The 25,062-nt window shown below is 71.4% G+C and carries 24 protein-coding genes; 16 read left to right on the forward strand and 8 right to left on the reverse strand.

Going from position 1 to position 25,062, the window contains the following annotated elements; all coding sequences use genetic code 11:
* The first annotated feature begins 242 nt into the window (after window positions 1–242).
* Window positions 243–830, forward strand: a complete 588-nt coding sequence (locus J8M50_RS31405; RefSeq protein WP_010350510.1) for a suppressor of fused domain protein — start codon at window positions 243–245, stop codon at window positions 828–830.
* Window positions 831–866: 36 nt separating this feature from the next.
* Here J8M50_RS31405 and J8M50_RS31410 read toward each other — a convergent pair whose 3' ends face one another.
* Window positions 867–2,105: an MFS transporter gene (locus tag J8M50_RS31410; protein ID WP_010350509.1), complete on the reverse strand. Its 1,239-nt coding sequence runs from the start codon at window positions 2,103–2,105 to the stop codon at window positions 867–869.
* Between the two features lie 155 nt (window positions 2,106–2,260).
* On the opposite strand from J8M50_RS31410, the gene J8M50_RS31415 reads away from it, so the two are divergent.
* The 3 genes from J8M50_RS31415 (at window position 2,261) to J8M50_RS31425 (ending at window position 4,586) form a co-directional block, all read left to right on the forward strand.
* A complete protein-coding gene (locus J8M50_RS31415; RefSeq protein WP_010350507.1) occupies window positions 2,261–2,902 on the forward strand; it encodes a DUF6758 family protein in 642 nt (213 codons plus the stop codon).
* Between the two features lie 108 nt (window positions 2,903–3,010).
* Window positions 3,011–3,868, forward strand: coding sequence for a PHP domain-containing protein (locus tag J8M50_RS31420; RefSeq protein WP_010350506.1), 858 nt, complete (start codon window positions 3,011–3,013; stop codon window positions 3,866–3,868).
* Between the two features lie 112 nt (window positions 3,869–3,980).
* Window positions 3,981–4,586, forward strand: a complete 606-nt coding sequence (locus tag J8M50_RS31425; RefSeq protein ID WP_010350504.1) for a MarC family protein — start codon at window positions 3,981–3,983, stop codon at window positions 4,584–4,586.
* A gap of 94 nt (window positions 4,587–4,680) precedes the next feature.
* Here J8M50_RS31425 and J8M50_RS31430 read toward each other — a convergent pair whose 3' ends face one another.
* Window positions 4,681–4,833, reverse strand: a complete 153-nt coding sequence (locus tag J8M50_RS31430; RefSeq protein WP_010350503.1) for a DUF8834 family protein — start codon at window positions 4,831–4,833, stop codon at window positions 4,681–4,683.
* Window positions 4,834–5,017: 184 nt separating this feature from the next.
* Here J8M50_RS31430 and J8M50_RS31435 point away from each other — a divergent pair, with 184 nt between their 5' ends.
* Window positions 5,018–5,914 carry an NYN domain-containing protein gene (locus J8M50_RS31435; protein ID WP_010350502.1) on the forward strand — a complete coding sequence of 299 codons (897 nt, stop codon included), beginning with the start codon at window positions 5,018–5,020 and terminating at the stop codon, window positions 5,912–5,914.
* Window positions 5,915–5,931: 17 nt separating this feature from the next.
* On the opposite strand, the gene J8M50_RS31440 is transcribed toward J8M50_RS31435, so the two are convergent.
* Both J8M50_RS31440 and J8M50_RS31445 read right to left on the reverse strand, forming a co-directional pair.
* The gene (locus J8M50_RS31440) at window positions 5,932–6,861 is read right to left on the reverse strand and encodes an alpha/beta fold hydrolase (protein ID WP_010350500.1); all 930 of its coding nucleotides are present in this window, start codon (window positions 6,859–6,861) and stop codon (window positions 5,932–5,934) included.
* A gap of 117 nt (window positions 6,862–6,978) precedes the next feature.
* Window positions 6,979–9,645, reverse strand: coding sequence for a DEAD/DEAH box helicase (locus tag J8M50_RS31445; RefSeq protein ID WP_010350499.1), 2,667 nt, complete (start codon window positions 9,643–9,645; stop codon window positions 6,979–6,981).
* A 489-nt stretch (window positions 9,646–10,134) separates the two neighbouring features.
* Here J8M50_RS31445 and J8M50_RS31450 point away from each other — a divergent pair, with 489 nt between their 5' ends.
* The gene (locus J8M50_RS31450; RefSeq protein WP_029183382.1) at window positions 10,135–10,887 is read left to right on the forward strand and encodes a ferritin-like fold-containing protein; all 753 of its coding nucleotides are present in this window, start codon (window positions 10,135–10,137) and stop codon (window positions 10,885–10,887) included.
* Between the two features lie 98 nt (window positions 10,888–10,985).
* Here J8M50_RS31450 and J8M50_RS31455 read toward each other — a convergent pair whose 3' ends face one another.
* The 4 genes from J8M50_RS31455 to J8M50_RS31470 form a co-directional block, all read right to left on the reverse strand.
* A complete protein-coding gene (locus J8M50_RS31455; RefSeq protein ID WP_010350495.1) occupies window positions 10,986–11,255 on the reverse strand; it encodes a hypothetical protein in 270 nt (89 codons plus the stop codon).
* A 167-nt stretch (window positions 11,256–11,422) separates the two neighbouring features.
* Window positions 11,423–11,647 carry a DUF3107 domain-containing protein gene (locus J8M50_RS31460; RefSeq protein WP_010350493.1) on the reverse strand — a complete coding sequence of 75 codons (225 nt, stop codon included), beginning with the start codon at window positions 11,645–11,647 and terminating at the stop codon, window positions 11,423–11,425.
* A gap of 144 nt (window positions 11,648–11,791) precedes the next feature.
* Window positions 11,792–12,463 carry a TetR/AcrR family transcriptional regulator gene (locus J8M50_RS31465; protein ID WP_029183381.1) on the reverse strand — a complete coding sequence of 224 codons (672 nt, stop codon included), beginning with the start codon at window positions 12,461–12,463 and terminating at the stop codon, window positions 11,792–11,794.
* A gap of 214 nt (window positions 12,464–12,677) precedes the next feature.
* The gene (locus J8M50_RS31470) at window positions 12,678–12,908 is read right to left on the reverse strand and encodes a hypothetical protein (RefSeq protein ID WP_010350490.1); all 231 of its coding nucleotides are present in this window, start codon (window positions 12,906–12,908) and stop codon (window positions 12,678–12,680) included.
* Between the two features lie 261 nt (window positions 12,909–13,169).
* Here J8M50_RS31470 and J8M50_RS31475 point away from each other — a divergent pair, with 261 nt between their 5' ends.
* The 10 genes from J8M50_RS31475 to J8M50_RS31515 all read left to right on the forward strand — a co-directional run bounded on the left by J8M50_RS31475 (window position 13,170) and on the right by J8M50_RS31515 (window position 25,040).
* Window positions 13,170–14,141 (forward strand): alpha/beta fold hydrolase, encoded by a 972-nt coding sequence (locus tag J8M50_RS31475; protein ID WP_040835281.1) that lies wholly within the window; start codon window positions 13,170–13,172, stop codon window positions 14,139–14,141.
* A gap of 5 nt (window positions 14,142–14,146) precedes the next feature.
* Window positions 14,147–15,622 (forward strand): DUF3152 domain-containing protein, encoded by a 1,476-nt coding sequence (locus J8M50_RS31480; RefSeq protein ID WP_075692856.1) that lies wholly within the window; start codon window positions 14,147–14,149, stop codon window positions 15,620–15,622.
* A gap of 57 nt (window positions 15,623–15,679) precedes the next feature.
* The gene (locus J8M50_RS50210) at window positions 15,680–15,772 is read left to right on the forward strand and encodes an Ms4533A family Cys-rich leader peptide (protein ID WP_319060891.1); all 93 of its coding nucleotides are present in this window, start codon (window positions 15,680–15,682) and stop codon (window positions 15,770–15,772) included.
* Between the two features lie 255 nt (window positions 15,773–16,027).
* Window positions 16,028–17,749: an ABC transporter substrate-binding protein gene (locus J8M50_RS31485; RefSeq protein WP_010350487.1), complete on the forward strand. Its 1,722-nt coding sequence runs from the start codon at window positions 16,028–16,030 to the stop codon at window positions 17,747–17,749.
* 36 nt (window positions 17,750–17,785) lie between these two features.
* The gene (locus J8M50_RS31490; protein WP_010350486.1) at window positions 17,786–18,802 is read left to right on the forward strand and encodes an ABC transporter permease; all 1,017 of its coding nucleotides are present in this window, start codon (window positions 17,786–17,788) and stop codon (window positions 18,800–18,802) included.
* Window positions 18,799–19,797, forward strand: coding sequence for an ABC transporter permease (locus J8M50_RS31495; protein WP_010350485.1), 999 nt, complete (start codon window positions 18,799–18,801; stop codon window positions 19,795–19,797). Before J8M50_RS31490 ends, J8M50_RS31495 begins: the two co-directional genes overlap by 4 nt.
* Window positions 19,794–21,386: a dipeptide ABC transporter ATP-binding protein gene (locus J8M50_RS31500; RefSeq protein WP_010350483.1), complete on the forward strand. Its 1,593-nt coding sequence runs from the start codon at window positions 19,794–19,796 to the stop codon at window positions 21,384–21,386. The genes J8M50_RS31495 and J8M50_RS31500 overlap by 4 nt, the downstream gene beginning before the upstream one ends.
* 248 nt (window positions 21,387–21,634) lie before the next feature.
* Window positions 21,635–23,539, forward strand: coding sequence for a glycosyltransferase (locus J8M50_RS31505; RefSeq protein ID WP_010350482.1), 1,905 nt, complete (start codon window positions 21,635–21,637; stop codon window positions 23,537–23,539).
* Entirely contained in the window at window positions 23,536–24,795 is a 1,260-nt protein-coding gene (locus J8M50_RS31510; RefSeq protein ID WP_010350481.1) for a hypothetical protein, read from the forward strand. Before J8M50_RS31505 ends, J8M50_RS31510 begins: the two co-directional genes overlap by 4 nt.
* On the forward strand, window positions 24,789–25,040 hold the full coding sequence (locus J8M50_RS31515) for a hypothetical protein (RefSeq protein WP_141655525.1): 252 nt from the start codon (window positions 24,789–24,791) through the stop codon (window positions 25,038–25,040). Before J8M50_RS31510 ends, J8M50_RS31515 begins: the two co-directional genes overlap by 7 nt.
* Window positions 25,041–25,062 lie beyond the last annotated feature (22 nt).

The following is a 25,062-nucleotide window of genomic DNA, read 5'->3' on the forward strand; positions in this document are numbered from 1 at the left end:
CTACGGACGACAGCCGGGTTCGATCGCGTCAGCGGCGGGAAGAGCGAGTGGTACTGCACGGGTGACTTCGATCCATGACAGCCCCACCTCCTCCGGCCGGTCCCTCGTAAGGGAGATCCAGGTCGTCCGGACTTGATACGCGTGCTTCTGCAAGCTGCCCAGAACGACTTGGCCAGAGTATCAGCAGCCAGAAGTGTCAAGGTGCTGCTTTGCCCCGTACTGGCGAGTTCTATGCTCGCGACATGGTTGATGTTCTCCCTCTGGTCGAGGCCCGGTTGCACACCGCGCTGGGTGAGCCGGACGCGCGCGCGGCGGTCACCTTCCTCGGCACCGACCGCGTCGAGGTCCTCCGCTTCCAGCAGGGGGACGGCATCGTCCGGTACGCCACGCTCGGCATGTCCGCGCACCCCATGACCGACCCCACGGGCATGCTCGCCGACCCTCTCAAGGGCCCCCGCGCGGAGCTGGTCCTCTCGGTGCGAGGGGGTCTCGCCGACACCGACAAGGTGCTCCGCCCGCTCGCCGTCCTCGCCGCGTCCCCGCAGGTCGAGGGCGTCGTCGTCGCCCCCGGCGCCTCGCTGGACGTCGGCGAGCCCCTGTGGCCGGACGCCCCCTTCACCTCCGTACTCGTCGCCGAACCCGGCGGTCTCGTCGAGGACCTCGAACTCGACGCCCCGCTCGACCCCGTGCATTTCCTCCCCCTCCTGCCGATGACCCCCAACGAGGCCGCGTGGAAACGCGTGCACGGCGCGCAGGCGCTCCAGGAACGGTGGCTGACGAACGGGACGGACCTCCGGGACCCGGCCCGGAGATCCGTCCCGCTGGACTGACCTTCGTACGTGACGTCGGGGTGACTCAACTCACCGTCAGCTCGCGAAGACCGTGACCGAATCCTGCGTCGCGTGCGCGGTCTCCCGCTCCTCGGCTTCGTGCGTCAGCGCCTTGCGCCGTACGACCACAACTCCCGCCCCGATCACGGCCGTCACCGCCGCCACCACGAACGGCATGTGGATGTCCGACCACTCCTCGATCTTCGGCGCGAAGTACGGCGCCGCAGCCGCCGCGAACCAGCGGACGAAGTTGTAGCCCGCGCTCGCCACCGGGCGCGGCGCGTCCGAGACGCCGAGGGCCAGCTCCGTGTAGACGGTGTTGTTGACGCCGATGAACGCGCCGGACAGGACCGTGCAGACGATCGCGGTGACGTGGTCGCCGTATCCGAGCAGCAGGACGTCCGCCGCGAGCAGCACCAGAGATCCGCCGAGCACCTTCAGTGAGCCGAACCGGGCCTGGAGGCGCGGGGCGACGACGACCGAGAACAGGGCGAGCAGCAGGCCCCACGCGAAGAACACGGCACCCGATTTGTACGGCGTCATGTCGAGGGCGAACGGGGTGAAGGCCAGGACCGTGAAGAACGTGTAGTTGTAGAAGAACGCCGAGACCGCCGCCGACGCGAGGCCGCCGTGGCCGAGGGCCTTCAGGGGGTCGAGGATCGAGGTCTTCGTCGCCGGCTTCGGCTGCTCCTTCAGGAACACGGTGACGCACAGGAAGCCGACGGCCATCAGGAACGCCGTACCGAAGAAGGGGTAGCGCCAGCTCGCGTCGCCCAGGAGCGCGCCGAGCAGCGGGCCGCAGGCCATGCCGAGGCCGAGCGCCGACTCGTACAGCAGGATCGCCGCCGCGCTGCCGCCCGCCGCCGCGCCGACGATGACCGCGAGGGCCGTCGAGACGAACAGGGCGTTGCCGAGGCCCCAGCCCGCGCGGAAGCCGACGAGTTCGGCGACCGAGCCGGAGGTGCCGGCCAGCGCCGCGAACAGGACGACCAGGGCCAGGCCCAGCAGCAGGGTCTTCTTGCCGCCGATCCGGCTGGAGACGTAGCCCGTGATCAGCATCGCGAACGCCGTGATCAGGAAGTACGACGTGAACAGGAGGGAGACCTGACTCGGCGTCGCCTCCAGGCCCTTGGCGATCGACGGGAGGATCGGGTCGACCAGTCCGATGCCCATGAACGCGACGACCGAGGCGCCCGCCGTCGCCCACACGGCCTTCGGCTGCTTCAGGAGTCCGCCCGCGCCCGCGTCGAACGGGTCTGCGCTGTCGTCCTTCATCTCCTGTGTCCCTCCCGGTACGGATGGTTGGTGTTTACACATACTAAGTTAGGTCGGCTAATTAATGCAAGCTACATCTACTTGGGCGGGCTCGGCTTCCCGGATGGGTGATCGCGGCTTGACGCGGGCCGGGGAGGGTAGGACCGTTGGGCCCTATGAGGGGCGAACCCAGTTGCCCGAAGTGTGGTGGCCGGGTCAGGGCGCCCGGTCTCTTCGCCGATTCCTGGCAGTGCGCTGACCATGGCACGGTGCATCCGGTCCAGCCCGTGATCCCGCCCAGCGTCGAGGCGCTCGGCGTGGTGGTGCACCGCACCCAGGTGCCCTTGTGGATGCCGTGGCCGCTGCCCGTGGGGTGGCTGTTCACGGGGGTCGCGTGCGCCGGTGACGACCGCAGCGGGGGGCGCGCCACGGCCGTCGCCTGCACGGGTCCCGGGCCGCTCGGCGGCCTCGGCGAGCTGATCCTCGTCGCGGAGGAGCTGGGGGTGGGGCTGGGGGCGCGGTACGCGGGCATCGACGGGCCCGACCCCGGTCCGCATCTGGACGTCGAGAAGCCGCCGCAGGTGAAGGTGCTGGCCGCGGGGCGGCCTACGCCGTTGTGGCATGTGGCCGAGGCGCCGGATGACCGGGCGGTTTTCGCGGGGGAGGCGCTGGGGGTGTGGCTGTGGGCTGTGGTGTGGCCTGAGCAGTCGGGGATGTTGATGTACGACGAGCTGGTGCTGACGGATCTGCGGGATGCGGGGGCGGAGGTGGAGATGGTGCCTTGTGGGGCGCTGTCGCCGAGGTTGTTGGGGCCGTGAGGGTGTTTGTAAGGGGTGTCCTGAGATTTGAGGTGTGACAATCGCACCCTTCGGGACGGTTATTCTTAGGTCACCCTCGTCCCGTCAGTCACCCGTCTGGAGTCGTCCGTGCGCATCGACCTGCACTGCCACTCCACCGCCTCCGACGGTACGGACACCCCCGCCGAGCTGGTCCGCAACGCCGCTGCCGCCGGGCTCGACGTCGTCGCCCTCACCGATCACGACACGTCCCGCGGGTACGCCGAGGCCATCGCCGCGCTGCCCGAGGGGCTGACCCTCGTCACCGGCGCCGAACTGTCCTGCCGCATCGACGGCATCTCCATGCACATGCTCGCCTACCTCTTCGACCCCGAGGAGCCCGCGCTCCTCGCCGAGCGCGAACTGGTCCGCGACGACCGGGTGCCCCGTGCGAAGGCCATGGTCGTGCGGCTGCGGGAACTCGGCGTCGACGTCACCTGGGAGCAGGTCGCCCGCATCGCCGGGGACGGGTCCGTCGGGCGTCCCCATGTGGCCGCCGCCCTCGTCGAGTCCGGCGTCGTGGGCTCCGTCGACGCCGCCTTCACCGAGCAGTGGCTCTCCGACGGGGGCCGCGCGCATGTCGCCAAGCACGAGACCGACCCCTTCGAGGCGATCCGGCTCGTCAAGGCGGCCGGTGGAGTGACCGTCTTCGCCCATCCCGGCGCCAGCAAGCGGGGGCTGACCGTCCCGGACGCGGCGATCGCCGAGATGGCCGCTGCGGGGCTTGACGGGATCGAGGTCGATCACATGGACCACGACCCCGAGACTCGCGTCCGGCTGCGGGGGTTGGCCCGTGAGCTGGGGCTGCTGGTGACCGGCTCCAGCGACTATCACGGCAGCCGCAAGACGTGCGTGCTGGGGGAGTACACGACCGACCCCGAGGTGTACGGGGAGATCACGCGGCGGGCGTGGGGGGCATTTCCGGTGCCGGGGGCCGGGGGAGTCTGAGGCCGGCCGGGGTTCGCGGTTTCGCCGGGCGCATGAGCCTCACCGCCCCGGCCTGTCGACGCCCCACCCTCCCTCTCCTCTTTCCGTCAACTCCCTCAAGGCTGCTCCACCCATGTTCGACGTTGCCGTCTTCGGCTCTCTCTTCCTCACCCTTTTTGTCATCATGGATCCCCCCGGGATCACACCGATCTTCCTCGCGCTCACCTCCGGCCGGGCCGCGAAGGTGCAGAAGCGGATGGCGTTCGAGGCCGTGTGCGTCGCCGGTGGGGTGATCACCGTGTTCGGTCTGCTGGGCCACCAGATACTTGACTATCTGCATGTCTCGGTGCCCGCATTGATGATCGCGGGCGGTCTGTTGCTTCTGTTGATCGCGCTGGACCTGTTGACGGGGAAGAGCGACGAACCGAAGCAGACCAAGGACGTCAATGTGGCCCTCGTCCCGCTGGGGATGCCGCTGCTGGCCGGCCCGGGGGCGATCGTGTCGGTCATCCTCGCCGTGCAGAAGGCGGACAGCGTCGCGACGCAGGTCTCCGTCTGGTGCGCGATCCTCGCGATCCACGCCGTGCTGTGGCTGGTGATGAGGTACTCGCTGCTGATCATCAGGTTGATCAAGGATGGAGGCGTCGTGCTGGTGACGCGCCTCGCCGGGATGATGCTGTCGGCGATCGCGGTACAGCAGATCATCAATGGAGTGGTACAGGTGATCAACGCATCGTGAACCTGCTGCATACATCGTGAACCTGGTACATACACAGAGCCCCCGTACGGTGTTGGCACCGTACGGGGGCTCTGAAGTGTGGTGTGCTCGCGTGTTATGACGCCGAGCGGTCTGCCGGGCGGATCCAGAGTCGCTGACCGATGGCGGCAGCGTCCTGCACGATCCGGTTGACGGAGGCGGCGTCCACGACAGTGCAGTCCACGGGCGTGCCGTCGACGTCGTCGAGTCGCAGGATTTCGAAGCGCATGGGCTTCTCCCTTCGTCGGGTGTCCTCCTGAGGAGAATCGCTGTTACATGAGGATTCAACGGGACTCGTGTTACAAACATTCCCTACGCTAAGGAAATTTTTCGAACAGCTAACTACCAAGCGGTAGCGAAGACTGAACGGGATCGGTTGTGTTCGCTGCGTGACCGGCGGGACAATGGGGAGGATGAGTGACGACCTCGGGCCCCTCGTGGACCGCATCGACCGTACGAACGACCTGCTCAGACGGGTGCTCGCCGAGGTGGCGAAGACCCCTTCGACACATGCGATCTTCGTCGACGCGGGGTATCTCTACGCCGCGGCGGGCCGTCTGGTCGCCGGCACGGAAGACCGCAGGTCCTTCGACCTCGACGCGGAGGGCCTCCTGGAGGCGCTCATCGACCGCGCGCGCCAGGTCTTCGCGGACAGCCGGCTCCTCAGGGTCTACTGGTACGACGGCGCGAGACGCCGCATCCACACCGCCGAACAGCAGTCGATCGCGGAGCTTCCCGACGTCAAGGTTCGTTTGGGCAACCTCAACGCGAACAATCAGCAGAAGGGCGTTGATTCATTGATCCGTACAGATCTCGAATCCCTCGCCCGCCACCGCGCGATCAGCGACGCGGCCCTCCTCGGCGGCGACGAGGACCTCGTCTCGGCGGTCGAGGCCGCGCAGGGCTACGGCGCGCGCGTGCACCTGTGGGGGATCGAGGCGCCGGAGGGCCGCAACCAGGCGGAGCCGCTGCTGTGGGAGGTCGACAGCCAGCGCACGCTGGACCTCGAATTCTTCAAGCCGTACGTGTCGCGCCGCGCCGGCATCTCGTACGACGGGCCCGCCGCGAACCGGCCCACGCGCGAGGACGTTCGGTTCGTGGGGGCGCAGATCGCGGCGAAGTGGCTGGTGGAGCGGGGGCGCGAGAGCCTCGCCGAACTCCTGCCGGGGCACCCGTACCTGCCGGGTTCCGTCGACCAGGATCTGCTGGTCGAGGCGGAGGGCATCCTGCAGTACTCGCTGCGGGGGCAGGCCGATCTGCGGCGGGCGCTGCGGGACGGGTTCTGGGAGCACGTCCAGACGCAGTACTGATTCCCGGGCGGGCAGGGCTAGTTGGGCTCGCACGCGAGGTCGTCCGCCTGGTGGTGCACCGGGTTGTCCGTCTGACGCGTGCCGTGGTGTGCGCTCTGGTGTGTGTCCCAGAAGTCCGCCAGCGCCTTGGCAGTTGACGCCGGCTGATCCTGGTTCGGCGAGTGGTCCGCGCCCTCGATCACCGTACGGCGCGCGGAGAGCCGTACCGCCATCTCGTCCAGCAGAGGTACCGGCCAGGTGTCGTCGGTCGAACCCGACAGGACGTGGAACGGCAGGGCCAGCGCGGCGAGTTCGTCCACGCGGTCCGGTTCCGTGCACAACTGGCGTCCCGTGGCGCGGAGTTGGGCGGGGCTGTGCCCGGTCCAGCGGTCCCTCATCAACTCCGGTGTGCCGAAGCCCTTCGTCGGTCCGCCGACGTCCTCCGGCGGCCCCATCGCCACGATCACCTCCCACACCTCCGCCATGCTCATCACGGCCAGCGCCTCGTGCAGCATCGCGACGCGCTGCTTCTGCGAGTCGGAGATCTCCGCCGGGCCCGACGACATCAACGTCAGGCTGCGGAAGGGGACTTGGTCGAGCAGCGCCGCCGCCCGCGCGACCTGCCCGCCCATCGAGTGCCCCAGCAAGTGCACCGGCCCACCGAGGGATCGCGCCTGCGCGAGGACGTCTCTCGCCAACTCGCCCTGTGCGTACGGAGTTTCGTCCACCTCGGGCCCGTACGACTGGTACTGCCCCCGGCCGTCCACAGCGACCGTCCGATACCCCCGCGCCGCCAACGGCCCCTGGAGGAAGTGGAAGTCCTCCTTGCTGCCGGTGAACCCGGGGAGCAGCAGGGCGACACCCCGGTAGGGCACGGTCGCGACGGCGGGCGTGTCGATCGCCGCGAAGTCGCCGCGGGGCGTGCGGAGGGTGAGGGGGCGGGCTGCGGGGGGCAGGGGGAAGGTCACTTGGGGAGGGTATCCGGGGGAGGAGGGGAAGACCGGGCTGGGGGAGTCCCCTCGGGAACGCCGACGGCCCGGCCCCGTGAGAGAGGGGCCGGGCCGTCGGCGTTTGTTCGTTGCTGCTCAGCCGTCCGTGGGCTCCACGGCGGCGGCCTTCCGCGTGCGGCGCGGCTTCACGACCGGCTCCTCCGTCGCCTGCGCCGGGATCTCGGCGGCGGTGGCCGCCTTCCGGGTCGTACGACGGCGGGGCTTGGCCTCCTCGACGGCCTCGACCGGCGCCTCGGAGGGGGCGGCCGTCTTCCGAGTGCGGCGCGGCTTGGTCTCGACGGCCTCGGCCGTGTCGACAGCGGCCTCGGCGGCCTTGGTGGCGGCCGTCTTGCGCGTCCGGCGCGGCTTGGCTTCGACGACAGCTTCGGCCGTCTCCACCGCTGCCTCGCCGGCCTTGGTGGCGGCGGTCTTGCGGGTCCGCCGGGGCTTGGTCTCGACGGCCTCGGCCGTGTCGACAGCGGCCTCGGCAGCCTTCGCGGCGGCCGTCTTGCGCGTCCGGCGCGGCGCGGCTTCAACGGCTTCGGCGGGAGCCTCAGCGACAGGCGCGGCTTCGTCGGCCTTGGTGGCAGCCGTCTTACGCGTCCGACGCGGCTTCGCCTCAACGGCCTCGACGACAGCCTCAGCGGCCTCCACAACGGCCTCGGCGGCCTTGGTGGCGGCGGTCTTGCGGGTCCGCCGGGGCTTGGTCTCGACGGCCTCGGCCGTGTCGACAGCGGCCTTCGCGGCGGCCGTCTTGCGCGTACGGCGCGGCGCGGCCTCAACGGGAGCCTCGACGACAGGCGCGACCTCGGCGGTCTTCCGCGTACGCCGAGGCTTGGCCTCGACCACGTCGACCACCGCTTCGGCAGCCTCCACCGGAGCGGCAGCGGCCTTGCGGGTGCGACGCGGCTTGGTCTCGACGACCTCGGCCGCGACGGCCTCCACCACAGCCTCGGCGGCAGCCTTCCGCGTACGGCGCGGCTTCGCCTCGACGGTCTCCACGACAGCGGCAGCCGTCACCTCGGGCGCGGCGACCGGCGTCGACTCCTTACGCGTGCGCGTACGGCGACGCGGCGCCCCCTCGGCCGTCTCCACGGCGACCTCGGCAGCGACCGGCGTCGTACCGGCGGCCGACTCGCTCTCCACCACGGACGCGACGGGCTGCTCGTCACCCCTACGCGTGCGCGTGCGGCGACGCGGCTGGCCCTCGGCGGTCTCGACCGCGACCTCGGCGGCCGGCGCCTGCTCGGCGGACGGCGTCACCGGCGTCGTGACGGCCGACTCCTGCGCCCCACTGCGCGTACGGCGGCGACGGCGCGGCGTACGACCGGCCGGGGCCGTCTCCTCGACGGCGGCCGGCTGCTGCTGCACGACGGGCGCGGCGCCCTGCTCCAGCGGCGAGCCGTTGCGCGTACGGCGACGGCGGCGCGGCGTACGGGACGGGCGCTCGGACTCGGCCTCGACGGGCGGCGCGGACTCGCCACGGCCACCACGGCGGTCACGGTCACGGTCGCCGGAGCCGCCACGGCGGTCCCGGTCACTCCGGCCGCCACGGCCACGGCTGCGGCCACCCGGCTCGCCCAGGTCCTCCAGCTCCTCCGCGTCGAGCCCCGCGCGCAGGCGCTCGGAACGCGGCAGGACACCCTTCGTGCCCGCCGGGATCTTCAGGTCCTCGAAGAGGTGCGGGGACGTGGAGTACGTCTCCGGCGGGTCGTTGAAACCGAGGTCCAGCGCCTTGTTGATGAGCTGCCAGCGCGGGATGTCGTCCCAGTCGACGAGCGTGATCGCCGTACCCGACGCGCCCGCGCGACCGGTGCGGCCGATGCGGTGCAGGTACGTCTTCTCGTCCTCGGGGGACTGGTAGTTGATGACGTGGGTGACGTTCTCGACGTCGATCCCGCGCGCGGCGACGTCGGTGCAGACCAGCACGTCGACCTTGCCGTTGCGGAACGCGCGCAGCGCCTGCTCGCGCGCGCCCTGGCCGAGGTCGCCGTGGACCGCGCCGGAGGCGAACCCGCGGCGCTCCAGCTGCTCGGCGATGTCGGCGGCCGTGCGCTTGGTGCGGCAGAAGACCATCGCGAGCGCGCGGCCCTCGGCCTGGAGGATGCGGGAGACCATCTCGGGCTTGTCCATCGAGTGCGCGCGGTAGACGTACTGCGCGGTGTTCGCGACGGTCGCGCCCTCGTCGTCCGGCGACGTCGCGCGGATGTGCGTCGGCTGCGACATGTACCGGCGCGCGAGGCCGATGACGGCGCCCGGCATGGTGGCCGAGAACAGCATCGTCTGACGCCGCGCGGGCAGCATAGCCATGATCTTCTCGACGTCGGGCAGGAAGCCCAGGTCGAGCATCTCGTCGGCCTCGTCGAGGACCAGGCACCGGACGTGCTTGAGGTCGAGCTTCTTCTGGCCCGCGAGGTCGAGCAGGCGCCCGGGGGTGCCGACGACGACGTCGACGCCCTTCCTGAGGGCCTCGACCTGCGGCTCGTACGCGCGACCGCCGTAGATCGCCGTCACGCGCACGTTGCGGACCTTGCCGGCCGTCAGCAGGTCGTTCGTCACCTGGGTGCACAGCTCGCGCGTGGGGACGACGACGAGGGCCTGCGGAGCGTCTGTGAGCATCTCTGGGGCGGCGCGGCCCGCCTCGACGTCGGCGGGGACGGTGACGCGCTCCAGGAGCGGCAGGCCGAAGCCCAGCGTCTTGCCGGTGCCCGTCTTGGCCTGGCCGATGATGTCCGTGCCGCTGAGGGCGACAGGGAGGGTCATCTCCTGGATGGGGAAGGGATTGATGATGCCGACGGCTTCGAGGGCCTCGGCGGTCTCGGAAAGGATTCCGAGATCTCTGAACGTCGTAGTCAGGGTGCTGCCTCTTCTGTGTACGCGGTGCGAGGCGAGCGCGGGGGTCTTTGGCAGACCGTGCCGGGGGACGTCGGCGGCCTTACGGACCAGCCGTAGGGCACGGGACCTCTGCCGACGCTCTAGCGCTCGTACCGCTGAGGGTCCCTCCGAACGCCGTACGCGATGTGCCGTACGGAACAGGAGGGCTGTCGGGTCGGAGCCGATCGGGCCAGCGACCGGGCATCCTCATACATGGGCCTGCGAGGTACACGAGGTACCAGCAGGCGCATTACCACCATACCCCGGAATCGTGCACATGTGATGGCCGATCGGGTCACGTCCTGGTTCTCACAGGGTTCGGCCAGGGTCCGGTCCCCGCAGCTGTACGGCCGCGACCCCGCCTGGCGGCGGACTATTGTGCGTTTCATGACGACGTCTGACCACGCCAACGAGTCCGCCGAAACCCCCGAGCACACCGGCATCGCCGCCCAGAACTGGGACCAGGCCGCCACCGAGCCGCAGTACCGGGCCGCCGTCGTGGACCTCCTCGGAGCGCTGGCCTACGGCGAGCTCGCGGCGTTCGAACGGCTCGCGGAGGATGCGAAGCTCGCGCCCACCCTCGCGGACAAGGCCGAGCTGGCGAAGATGGCGTCCGCCGAGTTCCACCACTTCGAGCGGCTGCGCGACCGGATCACCGAGATCGGCGCGGAGCCCACGGACGCCATGGACCCGTTCGTCGCGGCCCTCGACGGCTTCCACCGGCAGACGGCGCCCTCCGACTGGCTGGAGGGGCTCGTGAAGGCGTACGTCGGTGACTCCATCGCCAGCGACTTCTACCGGGAGGTTGCCGCGCGGCTCGACTCCGACACACGCGCGCTGGTGCTCGCCGTGCTGGACGACACCGGTCACGCCGGGTTCGCCGTCGAGCGCGTGCGCGCGGCCATCGACGCCGAGCCGCGCGTTGGCGGGCGGCTCGCGCTGTGGGCGCGGCGGCTGATGGGGGAGGCGCTGTCGCAGTCCCAGCGGGTGGTGGCCGAGCGGGACGCGCTGTCGACCATGCTGGTCGGCGGGGTGGCCGACGGGTTCGACCTCGCGGAGGTGGGGCGGATGTTCTCGCGGATCACCGAGGCGCACACGAAGCGGATGGCGGCGCTGGGACTGGCCGCCTGAGGGGCGGCCGTCTGGAAGGGTGTCCGGGGGCGCGGGGAGTCATCCGCGCCCGCGTGGGTGTCCCGGCCGTTGGTGTCCCCGCCGTGGGTGTCCCGGCGTCACGCCGGGATCGATCGCTCCCGCAGGCGCCCCGCTGACGGGCGCAGCAGCAGCGACAGGGACGCCGTCGCCACGACCACCGCTCCCAGCAGGCTCGGCAGCAGGCCCGAGGCGAACGCCGTGTGCGTGACGAAGTCGCCGAACAGGGCTCCGGCCGTGCCGGTCGTCAGGACCAGGGAGGCGGCCGGGAGACGGTGCGGGAGGCGGCGGACCGCTGCCCACGCGAGTGCCAGACCGAGCATCGCGGAAGCGAGCGCTTCGAAGATCATGTGGGTCCCTCCCGTACGGCCGTCCCGTGCACCAAGGTCGTAGCCGTCATACCCGTGACCTGCGGAATGCAATCCTCCCCTGTGTGGGAGATGTGCTCCGTCCGTGAAGAAACGATCAAGGGCCCGGCGACTGTCACCAGTCGCCGGGCCCTCGCCGTGCATGTGCCTTACGCGCCGAAGCCCACCTTGCGCGGGGCCGGCTCGCCGAGCTCCACGTAGGCCAGACGGTCCGCGGGGACCAGGACCTTGCGCCCGTGGTCGTCCACGAGGCTGAGCAGCGACGACTGGCCCGCCAGTGCCTCGGCCACCGCCCGCTCGACCTCCTCGGCACTCTGACCGCTCTCCAGAACGATCTCGCGGGGTGCGTGCTGCACGCCGATCTTGACCTCCACGGCTATGTCCCTCCGACGGTCAGTGAGTGCGCGGGCGTCCGCGCCGTACGCTGCACACATTAGCCCGGCGGGGCGACGGACACGGCGCTGGCCACCCACGCCAGGAGCGAACACCGTCCGGGAACAAAAACGCGAGCCGTGACGTCAGTGGGTTTCCGTGCCGGACTGTTCCGTGCCGTGCTGTTCCACCCCGTGCAGCGGGAACCCGGCGATGCCGCGCCAGGCGAGCGAGGCCAGCAGCTGGACGGCCTGGTCGCGCGGGACGCTGCGGTCGCTGTGCAGCCACGAGCGGGCGACGACCTGGGCGAGCCCGCCGAGCCCGGAGGCCAGCAGCATCGACTCCGCGCGCGAGAGGCCCGTGTCCTCGGCGATGACGTCGCAGATCGCCTCCGCGCACTCGTTCGCCACCTTGTCGACGCGCTCGCGCACGGCCGGCTCGTTCGTCAGGTCCGACTCGAAGACCAGCCGGAAAGCGCCGCCCTCGTCCTCCACGTACGCGAAGTACGCGTCCATCGTCGCGCGCACGCGCTGCTTGTTGTCGGTCGTCGACGCCAGCGCCGTGCGCACCGCCTGGATCAGCGCCTCGCAGTGCTGGTCGAGGAGCGCGAGGTACAGGTCGAGCTTGCCCGGAAAGTGCTGGTAGAGCACCGGCTTGCTGACGCCCGCGCGTTCGGCGATGTCGTCCATGGCGGCCGAGTGGTAGCCCTGTGCCACGAACACTTCCTGGGCGGCGCCCAGCAACTGGTTCCGCCGGGCACGGCGCGGCAGGCGCGTGCCTCGCGGGCGCGTAGCCTCAGTCTGCTCGATGGCTGTCACGCCGCCTCCCAAAGTTGTCCACATGCGGTGTGCTGTGCTTGGCCGCGTCGCCATCGTACTTTTCGGTAACCGTGGTGTGCGCGGTGCGAGCGCAGAATTTCACGGACCGGGGCAGTGGGAAAAGCCGCGCAGAAGTGACACGAGGGGTTTCGGCCCGGCACGTTCCGGGCATACGAGGCGCTCTCGGCGGCCGTCCCGGAGGTGGCCGGCCGACTCAGCGGTAGTCGTCCTCGTCCTGCGCGACCACCCGGGCCTGCTCCAGCAGGTCCCCCTCGGCGGCGCGGGTCGGGTCCGCGTCCTCCAGGGAGTCGTCCTGGCGCGGGGTCAGCTCCGCGCGCTGTTCGGCGGCGTCGTTCTCGGGGGCCTCGACGTCGGTCTGCTCGTCGCGCTGTCCGTCGTGCTCGAAGGTGTCGGGATCCGTGGGGTCGACGGGGTCGGTGGTCATGACGGGTCTCCCTTCCGCTGGGGTTCGCGTCCACCGGGGTCCGGGTGAGGCCGATGGGCCAGGGTGATGCCGAGTCCCTTCCGAGCCTAGGAGACGTCCCGCGCGGGTGCCATGCCGCGCAGCCGGCGCGGGCGCGCGTGACGTCCGCCGACCGGTCGCGTTCCTGCGTGATCGGTTCCGTTCCCCCTTTGTGCGTTCCGTCACGCCTTCTGTGACGGCGATCGCGTGTAAGGGGGTGTGATCCTCTCGTAACATTGCCGCATGTCTTCGACCGAGGTGCCAACTCCGCCGCCCGTCAACGCCTTTCCCCAGGTGTTGCCCGTCCGGGTCGCGGAAGGCGAGCGCCTGAGGTCGGTGCGGCTGCCCGGGGCGACGCTCACGGTCCGTTCCCGGCCACCCGCGCGCGCGGGGCTGCCTCCGGCGCTGTACGTCCACGGCCTGGGCGGTTCCTCGCAGAACTGGTCGGAGCTGATGCGGAGCCTGGAGGGCGACGTCGACAGCGAGGCCGTCGACCTGCCGGGCTTCGGCGACTCTCCGCCGCCGGACGACGGCAACTACTCGGTCTCCTCCCACGCGCGCGCGGTCATCCACCTCCTCGACTCCTCGGGGCGCGGCCCGGTGCACCTGTTCGGCAACTCCCTGGGCGGCGCGGTCTCCACGCGCGTCGCGGCCGTCCGGCCCGACCTGGTCCGCACGCTCACCCTGGTCTCGCCGGCCCTCCCCGAGATCCGCGTCCAGCGCACCGCCGTCCCGACGGGACTGCTCGCCGTGCCCGGAGTGACCGCCCTGTTCACCCGCCTCAGCCGCGACTGGACGCCGGAGGACCGCGTCCGGGGCGTCACGGCGCTCTGCTACGGCGATCCCGCGCGCGTGACGCCGGAGGGCTTCCAGGCCGCCGTCGAGGAGATGGAGCGGCGGCTGCGGCTGCCGTACTTCTGGGACGCGATGACGCGCTCCGCGCGCGGGCTCGTCAACTCCTACACCCTCGGCGGCCAGCACAACATGTGGCGCCAGGCCGCCCGCGTCCTCGCCCCCACGCTGCTGGTCTACGGCGCCCGCGACCAGCTCGTCGGCTACCGCATGGCCCGCAAGGCCGAGCGCACCTTCCGCGACTCCCGGCTGCTGTCCCTGCCCGACGCCGGGCACGTCGCGATGATGGAGTACCCGGAGGCCGTCGCCGCCGCCTTCCGGGACCTCCTCGCCCAGACCGCCGACGCCGACACCGGGAGCTGAGGCGCGTGGGACGGCACAGCCGACGGGGGCCCGCGCCGAAACCGGCGAAGAAGGGGGCGGAGGCCGCGCAGGGCGGGGTTCCCGCCGATGGCGCGGCTTCCCCGCGCGGTGCGTCTCCCTCGCAGGAGGGTTCCGGGGAGCGGCCTCCGCTGCCCACGCGCAACTCCGAGGCGTCCTGGCACGAGAGCGGGGCGCCCTCCGCCGGGCCCTATCGCGGGAACGGTGCGCCCCAGGGGGGTGTTCCTCAGGGGACGCCTCCCTACGGTTTTCCCCCGCTCGACGGGACGCCCGCGCGCGGGTTCCCCTCCGTGCGCGGGGGGCATCCCGAGCAGCGGGAGGCCGGGGGCGGCTGGGGTGCGCTGGGGGAGGGCGGCGCGGGGCGGCCGTCCGTCGTGCCGAGGCCGCGGGTGGGGGGTGGACCGCGGCGGGAGTATCTGGACGCGTTCGGGGATGGGGCGGGTCAGGTGGACGGCGGCGGTCATGCCGTCAATGCCGTCAATGTGGTCAACAGGTCCGGTCGTATGGACACGGCCGTCCATATGGACGTCGATCTCATTGACCAACTTGATCGACGTGACCGACTTGACGATGTTGATCGAGGTATCGACCACCCATCGACACCGCTCAACCCGGTCGACCCGATCAACCCCGACAGTGACGCCGAGACCCCGGCCCCGACGAAGAGCGCCAAGGGCCGCGCCTTCACCGGCATCGCCGCGGCGGCCGTCACCACCGTCCTCGCCGTGGTCGTCGCCGGACAGGTCACCGACGACGGCAGCGACGACACGGCCCGCACCGAGTCGCAGAGCGAACGGTCCACGCAGGCGGGCGGCGCGGCCGGCGTCGTCCCGAGCCCGTCCGTGCCGGCGGACGTGAAGCCGCTGTCGTACGACGAGAAGATGGCCGTGAAGTACCCGCTGGCCGCGGACCTCAAGGGGTCCGGGAAGTTCGACGCGGTGCCAGGGGTCGACAAGGCGCCCGGGAAGGGCCGGAAGTACACGTACCGGGTCGACGTCGAGCAGGGGATGGGGCTGGACGGCGGGCTGTTCGCGCAGGCCGTGCAGAAGACCCTGAACGACAACCGGAGCTGGGCGCACAACGGGGCCCGTACCTTCGAGCGGATCTACAGCGGACGGCCGGATTTCGTCATCACGCTCGCGAGTCCCGGCACCACCGCGTTCTGGTGCGACAAGTCCGGCCTGGACACCACGCAGGACAACGTGTCCTGCAACTCCACCGCCACCGAGCGCGTGATGATCAACGCGTACCGCTGGGCACAGGGTTCGCAGACGTACGGCGACCAGATGTACCTGTACCGGCAGATGCTGATCAACCACGAGGTGGGGCACCGGCTCGGGTACGGGCACGAGACGTGCGACAAGGACGGCGACCTGGCCCCCGTCATGCAGCAGCAGACGAAGTTCCTGGTCTTCAAGGGGATCCACTGCCGACCCAACCCCTGGGCGTACCCGGGCAGTTGACAAACGACTCATAAGTCACGTTGACATGCGCACCGATTTTCGTTCATATTTCTGCCCATGTGGTCTAGTCATGCTGTCTCCAGCGCAGCCATCGAGCTCGCGCTCATCGGCGTGACCGCGCTCTGTGTAGCCGACATCCACTGTTGCTGACGCCCCGCCCTCATGCGTGCGCGCGTCGGATCCCCAGCCTTATGTCGTGACCAGGGTCACTTTCCTTCGACTCTCCGCCGCCGGGGCAGACGTTTGTCCGCGATCGTCTCACTCCTCGTCAATTCGTCTCGAATATCGGGACGACTGTCGAGATGCGGGACGATCCGATCAACTCGGTCCACTGAATCAACCTCGCAGTCAACACAATCAGCCCGGTCAACCCGACCGGTCCGGTCAATCGAGAGGCCCCCACCGATGCGTCAACCGTCCGTCATAGCCCGCCGCGTGGCCGCGGCGTCCGTCACCCTGGTCGTGGCAGCGGGTGTCGCCGCCTGCGGGCCGGACGACAACGACGCCAAGGGCTCCTCCGGTGCCGACGCAACGCCGCACAAGGGCGGCACCCTCTCGGTACTCAACGCCAACCCCCAGAAGAACCTGGACCCGGCCCGCCTCTACACCTCCGGCGGCGGCAACGTGCCGTCCCTCCTCTTCCGCACACTCACCACCCGCAACCGCGAGAACGGCGCCGAGGGCGCGAAGGTCGTCCCCGACCTCGCCACCGACACCGGCCGTCCCAACAAGGACGCGACCGTGTGGACGTACACCCTCAAGGAGGGCCTCAAGTACGAGGACGGCACCGCGATCACGACCGCCGACATCAAGTACGGCATCGAGCGCTCCTTCGCGCCCGAGCTGTCCGGCGGCGCCCCTTACCTGCGGGACTGGCTGGTCGGCGCCGCCGGCTACCAGGGCCCCTACAAGGACCCCAAGGGCCTCGCGGCGATCGAGACGCCGGACGCGCGGACCATCGTCTTCCACCTGAACAAGCCCGAGGGCGAGTTCCCCTTCCTGGCGACGCAGACGCAGTTCGCGCCGGTCCCGAAGGCCAAGGACACCGGCACCAAGTACGTCGAGCACCCCGTCTCGTCCGGCCCCTACAAGGTCGTCACGAACGAGAACAACGGCGAGCACGTCGTCCTGGACCGCAACCCCAACTGGTCGGCCGCGACGGACGCCGAGCGCAAGGCGTACCCGGACAAGATCGACGTACGCTCCGGCCTCGACTCCGCGGTGATCAACCAGCGGCTGTCCGCGTCCCAAGGGGCGGACGCCGCCGCGGTCACCACGGACACCAACCTCGGCCCGGCCGAACTCGCGAAGGTGACCGGCGACAAGAACCTCGCCTCGCGCGTGGGCACCGGTCACTTCGGCTACACGAACTACATCGCCTTCAACCCGAAGGTGAAGCCGTTCGACAACCCGAAGGTCCGCCAGGCGATCTCCTACGCCGTCGACCGCTCCTCCGTGATCAACGCGGCCGGCGGCTCCGCGCTCGCCGAACCCGCCACCACCTACCTGCCGAACCAGAAGTCCTTCGGCTACACGCCGTACGACCTCTTCCCGGCCGGTGCGACGGGCGACGCCGCCAAGGCCAAGGAACTGCTGAAGGAAGCGGGCTTCCCGAACGGGCTGACCGTCACCCTGACGCACTCCAACGACAAGAACCCCGAGACCGGCCCGGAGATCGCGACCGCGATCCAGGACGCGCTCAAGAAGGCCGGCATCACCGTCAAGCTCCAGGGTCTTGAGGACAACGACTACTCCGACACGATCCAGAGCGTGAAGACCGAGCCGGGCCTCTTCCTCGCCCACTGGGGCGCCGACTGGCCCTCCGGCGGCCCGTTCCTCGCCCCGATCTTCGACGGCCGCCAGATCGTCACGGACGGCGCGAACTTCAACTCCGCCCAGCTGAACGACAAGTCGGTCAACGACGAGATCGACGCGATCAACAAGCTGACCGACCTCGACGCCGCCGCCAAGCGCTGGGGCGCCCTCGACAAGAAGATCGGCGAGCAGGCGCTGACCGTCCCGCTGTTCCACCCCGTCTACAAGCGGCTCTACGGCAAGGACATCAAGAACGTCGTGATCAGTGACTGGACGGGTGTCCTGGACATCTCGCAGGTCGCGGTCAAGTAGTCGATACACACAATCAACGACGATCAAGCAATCAACATGAGTCAGGCACTCCACGCCACCCAGGCCCCCGGGACGGACACCGCCGTCCCGGGGGCTTCGGGTGCCCGTCAGTTCTGGCGGCGGCTGCGCGCACAGCGTGCCGCCATGGTCGCGGCGGCTGCCGTCGCCCTGCTGGTCCTGGTCGCGCTCGCCGCGCCCCTCCTCACGGCCCTGGAGGGCCAGGACCCCACCACCTACCACCCCGACCTGGTCGACTCGGCGCGCGGCGGCGTGCCCGTCGGCTCCTTCGGCGGCATCAGCGCCGACCACTGGTTCGGCGTCGAGCCGCAGACCGGCCGCGACCTGTTCGCCCGCCTCGTCTACGGCGCCCGCGTCTCCCTCGGCGTCGCGCTCGCGGCGACCGTCGTCCAGGTCGTCCTCGGTGTCGTCGTCGGCGTCACGGCCGCGCTCGGCAGCCGATGGGTTGATCAACTGTTGAGCCGGATCACGGACATCATCGTCGCGATGCCGCTGATCATCATGGCGCTGGCCCTGCTGGCCGTCGTACCGGACAGCTTCCCGCGCCCGGTGCTCGTCTCGTTCGTCATCGGGTTCGTCGCCTGGGGCACGATCGGGAAGATCGCCCGCGCGCAGACGCTCAGCCTGAAGGAGCGCGACTACGTCGCCGCCGCCCGGCTCAGCGGCTGGAGCACCTGGCGCATCGCGCACCGCGAACTCCTCCCCGGGCTCGCCGCGCCGGTCATCACGTACGCCGCGCTGATGGCGCCCGCCAACATCGCCATCGAGGCCGCTCTGTCGTTCCTCGGCGTCGGCGTCAAACCGCCCACCCCCTCCTGGGGACAGATGCTCACCTCCGCCAACGTCTGGTACCAGACCGCCCCGCAGTACCTGCTGCTGCCCGCGGGCGCCCTGTTCGTCACGGTGCTGGCCCTCATGGTCCTCGCCGACGGCGTCCGCACCGCCCTCGACCCGCGCGCGGCATCGCGCCTGCGCGTGGGGACGGGCCGCAAACAGGAGGCGAAGGCCGAGACCACCAAGGGGGTCGAGCAGTGAACGGCCTCATCGGATTCCTCCTGCGCCGCGCGGTCGGCGTCGTCCTCACGCTGATCGCCCTCTCGGCGGTCATCTACGTGGTCTTCTACGTCACCCCGGGCAACGTCGCCCAGATCACCTGCGGCCCGCGCTGCTCGCCGGAACAGGTCCGCCAGGTCGCCGAGCAGCTCAAGCTCGACGACCCGCTCTACCTGCGCTACTGGGACTTCCTCCAGGGCATCGTCGTAGGCCACGACTACTCGACCGGCACCTCTGTCGAGCACTGCTCGGCGCCCTGCCTCGGCATGTCGTACCAGACCGGCCAGCAGGTCACCCAGACGATCCTCGGCAAGCTCCCGGTCAGCCTGTCGCTGGTGTTCGGCGCGATGGTGCTGTGGCTGATCCTGGGCGTCGGCACGGGCGTGCTGTCGGTGTGGCGGCGCGGCCGGTTCACCGAGCGCGCGCTGACCGGCGTCACCCTCGCCGGGATCGCCATGCCGGTCTTCGTCATCGGCCTCCTGCTGATGATCGTCGTCTGCGGACAGCTCGAACTGCTGCCGTTCCCGCAGTACGTCAACTTCTCCGACGACCCCGAACAGTGGGCGTGGAACCTCCTGCTGCCGTGGCTCACCCTCGCGCTCGCGGAGGCCGCCTACTTCGCGCGCCTGACGCGTACGTCGATGCTGGAGACGCTCGCCGAGGACCACATCCGCACCTTCCGTGCGTACGGCGTTGGCGAGCGGGCGATCATCGGACGGCACGCCCTGCGCGGCGCGCTCGCGCCGGTCATCGCCCTCAACGCCAACGACTTCGGCAGCGCGGTGGGCGGCGCGGTCCTCATCGAGACACTGTTCGGACTGCCCGGCATCGGCCAGGAGCTGGTCCACGCGGTCAGCGTCGTCGACCTCCCGGTCGTCGTCGGCATGGTCCTGGTCATCGGGTTCTTCGTGGTTCTCGCCAACGCCGTCGCGGACGTCCTGTACGCGGTGGCCGACCGGAGGGTGGTGCTCGCGTGAGCCTCGTGGAAGTCAGTGACCTCACGGTCGAGTTCGGCGCCCTGAAGGCCGTCGACGGCCTCTCCTTCACCCTCCGGGCGGGCGCTGCGCTCGCTCTGGTCGGCGAATCGGGCTCCGGCAAGTCCACGGTCGCCTCGGCGCTCCTGGGCCTGCACAGGGGCACTGGAGCGCGTGTGGGAGGCTCCGTGACCGTCGCCGGGACGGCCGTCCAGGACGCCTCGGACGACGAGCTGCGGCGGCTGCGCGGCGGGAAGGCGGCGATGGTCTTCCAGGACCCGCTGTCGTCCCTGGACCCGTACTACGCGATCGGCGACCAGATCGCCGAGGTGTACCGCGTGCACACGCGTGCCACGAAGCGTGCCGCACGCGCGCGTGCGGTCGAGGTCCTGGAACGCGTAGGCATCCCCGACGCGGCCCGCCGGTCGCGGTCGCGCCCGCACGAGTTCAGCGGCGGCATGCGCCAGCGCGCGCTCATCGCGATGGCCCTCGCCTGCGAACCGGACCTGCTGATCGCCGACGAGCCCACCACCGCCCTCGACGTCACCGTCCAAGCCCAGATCCTCGACCTGCTGCACACGCTGCGCGAGGAGACCGGCATGGGCCTCCTGCTGGTCACCCACGACGTCGGCGTGGCCGCCGAGAGCGTCGACGACGTCCTCGTCATGCGCCACGGCAGGCTCGTCGAGCACGGCACGGTCGGGGACGTCCTCCGCGCCCCGAAGGACGCGTACACGCGCGAGCTGCTCGGCGCCGTCCCGCGCGTGGACGTACGCCGCACGGTCTCCGGGGCGACCGACGACGTCGTCCTCGAAGCCACCGGCCTGCGGCGCGAGTTCGGGCGCGGCAAGAAGGCGTTCACGGCCGTCGACGGCGTCTCCCTGACCGTCCGCCGGGGCGAGACCCTCGGGGTCGTCGGCGAGAGCGGCAGCGGCAAGACCACCCTGGGACGCATGCTGGTGGGCCTCCTGAAGCCCACGGCCGGCGAGATCCGCTACGACGGACACGCGCACACGCGCGTGGACCCTGCCGTCCAGATGGTCTTCCAGGACCCCGTCTCCTCCCTCAACCCCCGCCGCACCGTGGGCGAGTCGATCGCCGACCCCCTGCGCGCGCGAGGCGAGAAGGACGAGAAGGCCATCCGCGCGCGGGTGACGGAGCTCCTGGAGCGCGTCGGCCTCGAAGCGGGCCACTACGACCGCTACCCGCACGAGTTCAGCGGCGGCCAGCGCCAGCGCGTCGGCATCGCCCGCGCGCTGGCCGCCGACCCGCGCGTGATCGTCTGCGACGAACCCGTGTCGGCGCTCGACGTCACCACGCAGGCGCAGGTCGTCGCCCTCCTGGCCGAGCTCCAGCGCGAACTGGGCCTCGCGCTCGTCTTCGTCGCCCACGACCTCGCCGTCGTCCGCCAGGTCAGCGACCGGGTGGCCGTCATGCGGCAGGGCCGGATCGTCGAGGAGGGGCCCGCCGACGAGGTGTACGACGCGCCGCGCGAGGACTACACGAAACAGCTCCTGGCGGCCGTACCGGCGCTCGATCCGGGCGTCGCCGCGCGCAGGCGCGCCGAACGGCGGGAGCTGGCGGCGGCCTGAGCCGACCGAGCGCCCCAGGGTGTCACCCTGGGGCGCTTTCATATGATTTTCGGCCCGTCGGTCGGTGACCGTGTGATCCCTTAGCGCGACAGAACGCGACCCGCACGGGAAAGTTACGACCGTTCACCCCTTTTGGTGGTGCGACGGACAACCGTCCACCACACCACCGCCTTGTCCGCATACGTTCTTCCCGCTGTGAGCCGTCGGGTCAACGACGGCTCCCTGAACGGGAGATCGGGGGTGCGCTCGTGCGCATCGGACTGCTGACGGAGGGTGGCCGGCCGCATCTGGGCGGTGACGCCGGACTCTGGTGCGACCGGCTCGTGCGCGGGCTCGGGCAGCACGAGTTCGCCGTCTACACGCTTCACCCCGACGACCCCTGCGACGACGGCATCGTCCACGGCCGCCGCGCACGCGGGCGCTTCCTGGACGCGTACGGCGAACTGGCCGCCGCCATCTGCTCCGCGTCCCCCTCCACCGCAGAGGCGGACCGTTTCGGCAACGCGCTGTACACACTCGCCGAACTCGCCCGCGACGAAGGCGGCCTGCCCGGCGCGCTCCGCTCCGAACGGGCCGTACGCACCCTGGAACGCGCCTGTCGCGCGCCGGGCGCCCGCCCCGCCGCCCACGAGGCCCGCGTTCCCGACCTGCTCGCCGTCGCGGACCGCCTGGAACGGGCCCTGAGGCCCCTGTCGCTGCCCTGGTACGACGAGGACACCCTCGGGGCCGTCGACCTCTGCCACGCGGCCTCAGGCGGCGTCGTGGCCCTCCCTGGGCTCCTCGCCGGGCACTTCTTCGGGGTGCCGCTCGTCGTGACGGAGTACGGGGTGCGGTTGCGGGCGCAGTACCTCGAGAGCGCGGAGAGCGCGAGGAGTGCGGAGAGCGCGAGGAGTGCGGAGGGGGAGGGGAGTGGGGGAGGCGCGCGCGAGGGAGACGGTCCTCACCGCGCGGGTGCCCCCGTACGCGCCCTGCTCGCCGCCTTCCACGGGCGGCTCGCCGCCGAGGTGTACCGCGGGGCGGCGCGGATCACGCCCGGCAACGCGCACGCGCGCCGCTGGCAGGAGCGCTGCGGCGCCGATCCGGCCAAGCTGCGCACCGTCCACCCCGGGCTCGACGCCCGCCCCTTCGCCGAGGCCGGCGAGGCGCCCGACAGCGCCGACCCGCGCACCCTCGTGTGGGTCGGCCGGATCGAGCCCGCCAAGGACCTGGTCTCCCTCCTGCACGCCTTCGCCGAGGTCCGCAGGCAGGAGCCCGGCACCCGGCTGTGCGTCGTCGGCACGCCCGCCGACGCCGAGGGCGCCGCCTACCTCGGCCACTGCCGCGCGCTGGCCGCCCAGCTCTTCCCCGACGAGGCCCCCGGCTCCTACGCCGTCGGCGACAACCCCGTCTCCTTCGAGGAACCCGGCGGACCCGAACTCCCCGGCGCTGCCGAGGCGTACGCGGCGGGCGCCGTCGTCGTCCTCTCCAGCGTCGTCGAAGGGTTCCCCGACGGGCTCGTCGAGGCCATGCTCTGCGGGCGCGCCACGGTCTCCACCGACGTCGGCGCCGTCGTCGAGGCGATAGGCGGCACCGGGCTCGTCGTCCCCCCGCGCAATCCGCGGGCGCTCGCGGAGGCGTGCGTGGCGCTCCTGCGCGACCCCGAGCGCCGTGCGCGCCTGGGTGCGGCGGCGCGTGCGCGTGCGCTGGAGCTGTTCACCGTCGAGCAGAACGTCGCGGCGTTCGACGCGATCTATCTGGACGTCGTGTCCCGGTGCCCCGTCCGGCGTGTCGTGGTCGGCGAGGACGGGGAGCCGATGCCGTTCGGCGTGCCCGCGGAGGCGCATCTGGCGGGGCGGTGGACGGGGCGCCGGGTGCCGGGGTGGGCGGTTGCGGGGGGCGAGGCGTTCGAGGCGGCTGGGGGTGCCGGTGAGGGCACGGTTGTTGAAGGCGGGGCCTTCGAGGACGCGGTCTTCGAGGGGGCCGGAGCCGTAGGCGGGGCCGGGGTCTGCGGGGGCGCGAGGGCCGGGGCGCGTGCGGCCGTTCAAGGGACGGCTGCGGCGCGGGCCGAGGGCACCTCTCGGAGCGACGGGAGCTGCGGGGCGTACGCCGTGCCCGTGGGGGTGGGTTCGGGGCCCGTGTGTACGGCGGTTTCGGTGGTGGAGGGGGTCCTGTGAGCGGGGTGGAAGGGCTCGACCGGCCCGGGACACCGGGGAGTCCGGGAGCGTGGGACGAGCGATCGCTGGAGTGGACCGGGCGCGCGCCGGGGGAGCCGGGGCGTACGGCGCTGGGCGAGTCTCCGGCGTTGCGCGAAACCGTCGTCGCCACAGGGCCTCGGCGTACCGGCGTCGACCCCGTCAAGGCACTGCTGCACCGCCACCGGGAGCTGTGCGAACGCGCGGTGGACCCCCTGGAGATCGCCGCAGGACTGGAGGCGCAGGGGTTCACCGACCGGGACGCCGCGCGGCTGCGCCACCGGGACGTCTTCTCGCTCGCCGAGGAGATGTACGCGCGCGTGCCGAGGGAGAACACCGCGACAGAGCAGGCGCCTTCCAAACGCTTGCCCTCACCCGCCCGCCCCGCGTGGGCGCTGCTCAGCCTCCTCCCGGGCGCCCTGTGCGCCGCGACGGTCGCCGGGCTGCACCGCACCTCCGGCGCCGAACGGCAGGCCGTCCTCGGCGTGGGCGTCCTCGCCGTCGCCCTCGCGCTGCGCGCCGTACTGCGCCACGGCCCGCTGAGCCCGCGCCGGCGCCCCCGCCCGGTGCCGCACCGGACCACCTCGGCGACCTGCTGGCTCCTGCTGTACGCCGCTGTCGGCGACGGCTTCCTCGCCGCGACCGTCACCGGGGGCCCCGACGGCCCGCCCGGACTCACCCCGGACGCCCCCTGGCCGCTGACCCCCGCGCCCCTGCTGACCCTCGCCCTGGCCTGCGCGCCCGCCGCGTACTGCGCCCACCTCCTCGCCGTCCGCGCGGGCCGCAGGGTGTGCGGCAGTCGAGGCATGGAGGAGTTCGCCAGAGCCGTACGACCGCTGCTGCTCGGCACGGTCGCCCTGTACACGGCCGCCCTCACGGGCCTCACGGCGCTGTGCGGCGCGCTCCTGGGCGAACCCGCCGAGTACGCGCGCGTGGTCCCCCTCGGCCTGCTCCTGTTTCTTGCCCGCCTCCTCACGATCCACGGCTTCACGCACGCCCCCGCCGTCGTCCTGTCCGCCGCTGCCGCCGCCCTGGCCCTCGCGCCGGCCACCGTCCTCGCGGGCCGCCTCCCCGGCTGCGACGCCCTGTCCGTCCCGGTCGACACACTGTTCACCGCCTGGGGCCCCGCCGCGCTCCCCGCCCTCACCGCCACGGCCGCCGCCGCGACCCTCCTGATCCACACGGCCCGCACCCTCACGAAGGCATCGGCCCACGCGCGGACGGACCGGCCGTGCTGAGCGCCCGCCCGGCGAACCCGGCACTCGCACGCTGCACCACGGCAGCCGCACCCAACTCCAGCGTTCCGGACGCGTCGTTCCCCTGTCCGCCGTACGGCCGCGCCGGTGTCGGCCGTGTCATGGCGGCCGGACGGCGTCTCGCCCCCGTGCACGGCCCTCGTCGGCCGCCCCCCACGCGCGTGGCGAGCGCGCCCCACCACCCCGCCGCGGGCAACCGCACCACCCTCGAAGGAGAGACCAGATGACCACGCCTCGACCCGGAGCGAC

This window comes from Streptomyces acidiscabies (genome assembly GCF_020010905.1).
Taxonomy (GTDB): Bacteria; Actinomycetota; Actinomycetes; order Streptomycetales; family Streptomycetaceae; genus Streptomyces; species Streptomyces acidiscabies.

Coding starts and splice junctions, on each gene's coding strand:
- J8M50_RS31405 (WP_010350510.1), top strand. CDS start 243: ATGGTTGATGTTCTCCCTCTGGTCGAGGCCCGGTTGCACACCGCGCTG.
- J8M50_RS31410 (WP_010350509.1), bottom strand. CDS start 2,105: ATGAAGGACGACAGCGCAGACCCGTTCGACGCGGGCGCGGGCGGACTC.
- J8M50_RS31415 (WP_010350507.1), top strand. CDS start 2,261: ATGAGGGGCGAACCCAGTTGCCCGAAGTGTGGTGGCCGGGTCAGGGCG.
- J8M50_RS31425 (WP_010350504.1), top strand. CDS start 3,981: ATGTTCGACGTTGCCGTCTTCGGCTCTCTCTTCCTCACCCTTTTTGTC.
- J8M50_RS31430 (WP_010350503.1), bottom strand. CDS start 4,833: ATGCGCTTCGAAATCCTGCGACTCGACGACGTCGACGGCACGCCCGTG.
- J8M50_RS31435 (WP_010350502.1), top strand. CDS start 5,018: ATGAGTGACGACCTCGGGCCCCTCGTGGACCGCATCGACCGTACGAAC.
- J8M50_RS31445 (WP_010350499.1), bottom strand. CDS start 9,645: ATGACCCTCCCTGTCGCCCTCAGCGGCACGGACATCATCGGCCAGGCC.
- J8M50_RS31455 (WP_010350495.1), bottom strand. CDS start 11,255: ATGATCTTCGAAGCGCTCGCTTCCGCGATGCTCGGTCTGGCACTCGCG.
- J8M50_RS31470 (WP_010350490.1), bottom strand. CDS start 12,908: ATGACCACCGACCCCGTCGACCCCACGGATCCCGACACCTTCGAGCAC.
- J8M50_RS31475 (WP_040835281.1), top strand. CDS start 13,170: ATGTCTTCGACCGAGGTGCCAACTCCGCCGCCCGTCAACGCCTTTCCC.
- J8M50_RS50210 (WP_319060891.1), top strand. CDS start 15,680: ATGTGGTCTAGTCATGCTGTCTCCAGCGCAGCCATCGAGCTCGCGCTC.
- J8M50_RS31485 (WP_010350487.1), top strand. CDS start 16,028: ATGCGTCAACCGTCCGTCATAGCCCGCCGCGTGGCCGCGGCGTCCGTC.
- J8M50_RS31490 (WP_010350486.1), top strand. CDS start 17,786: ATGAGTCAGGCACTCCACGCCACCCAGGCCCCCGGGACGGACACCGCC.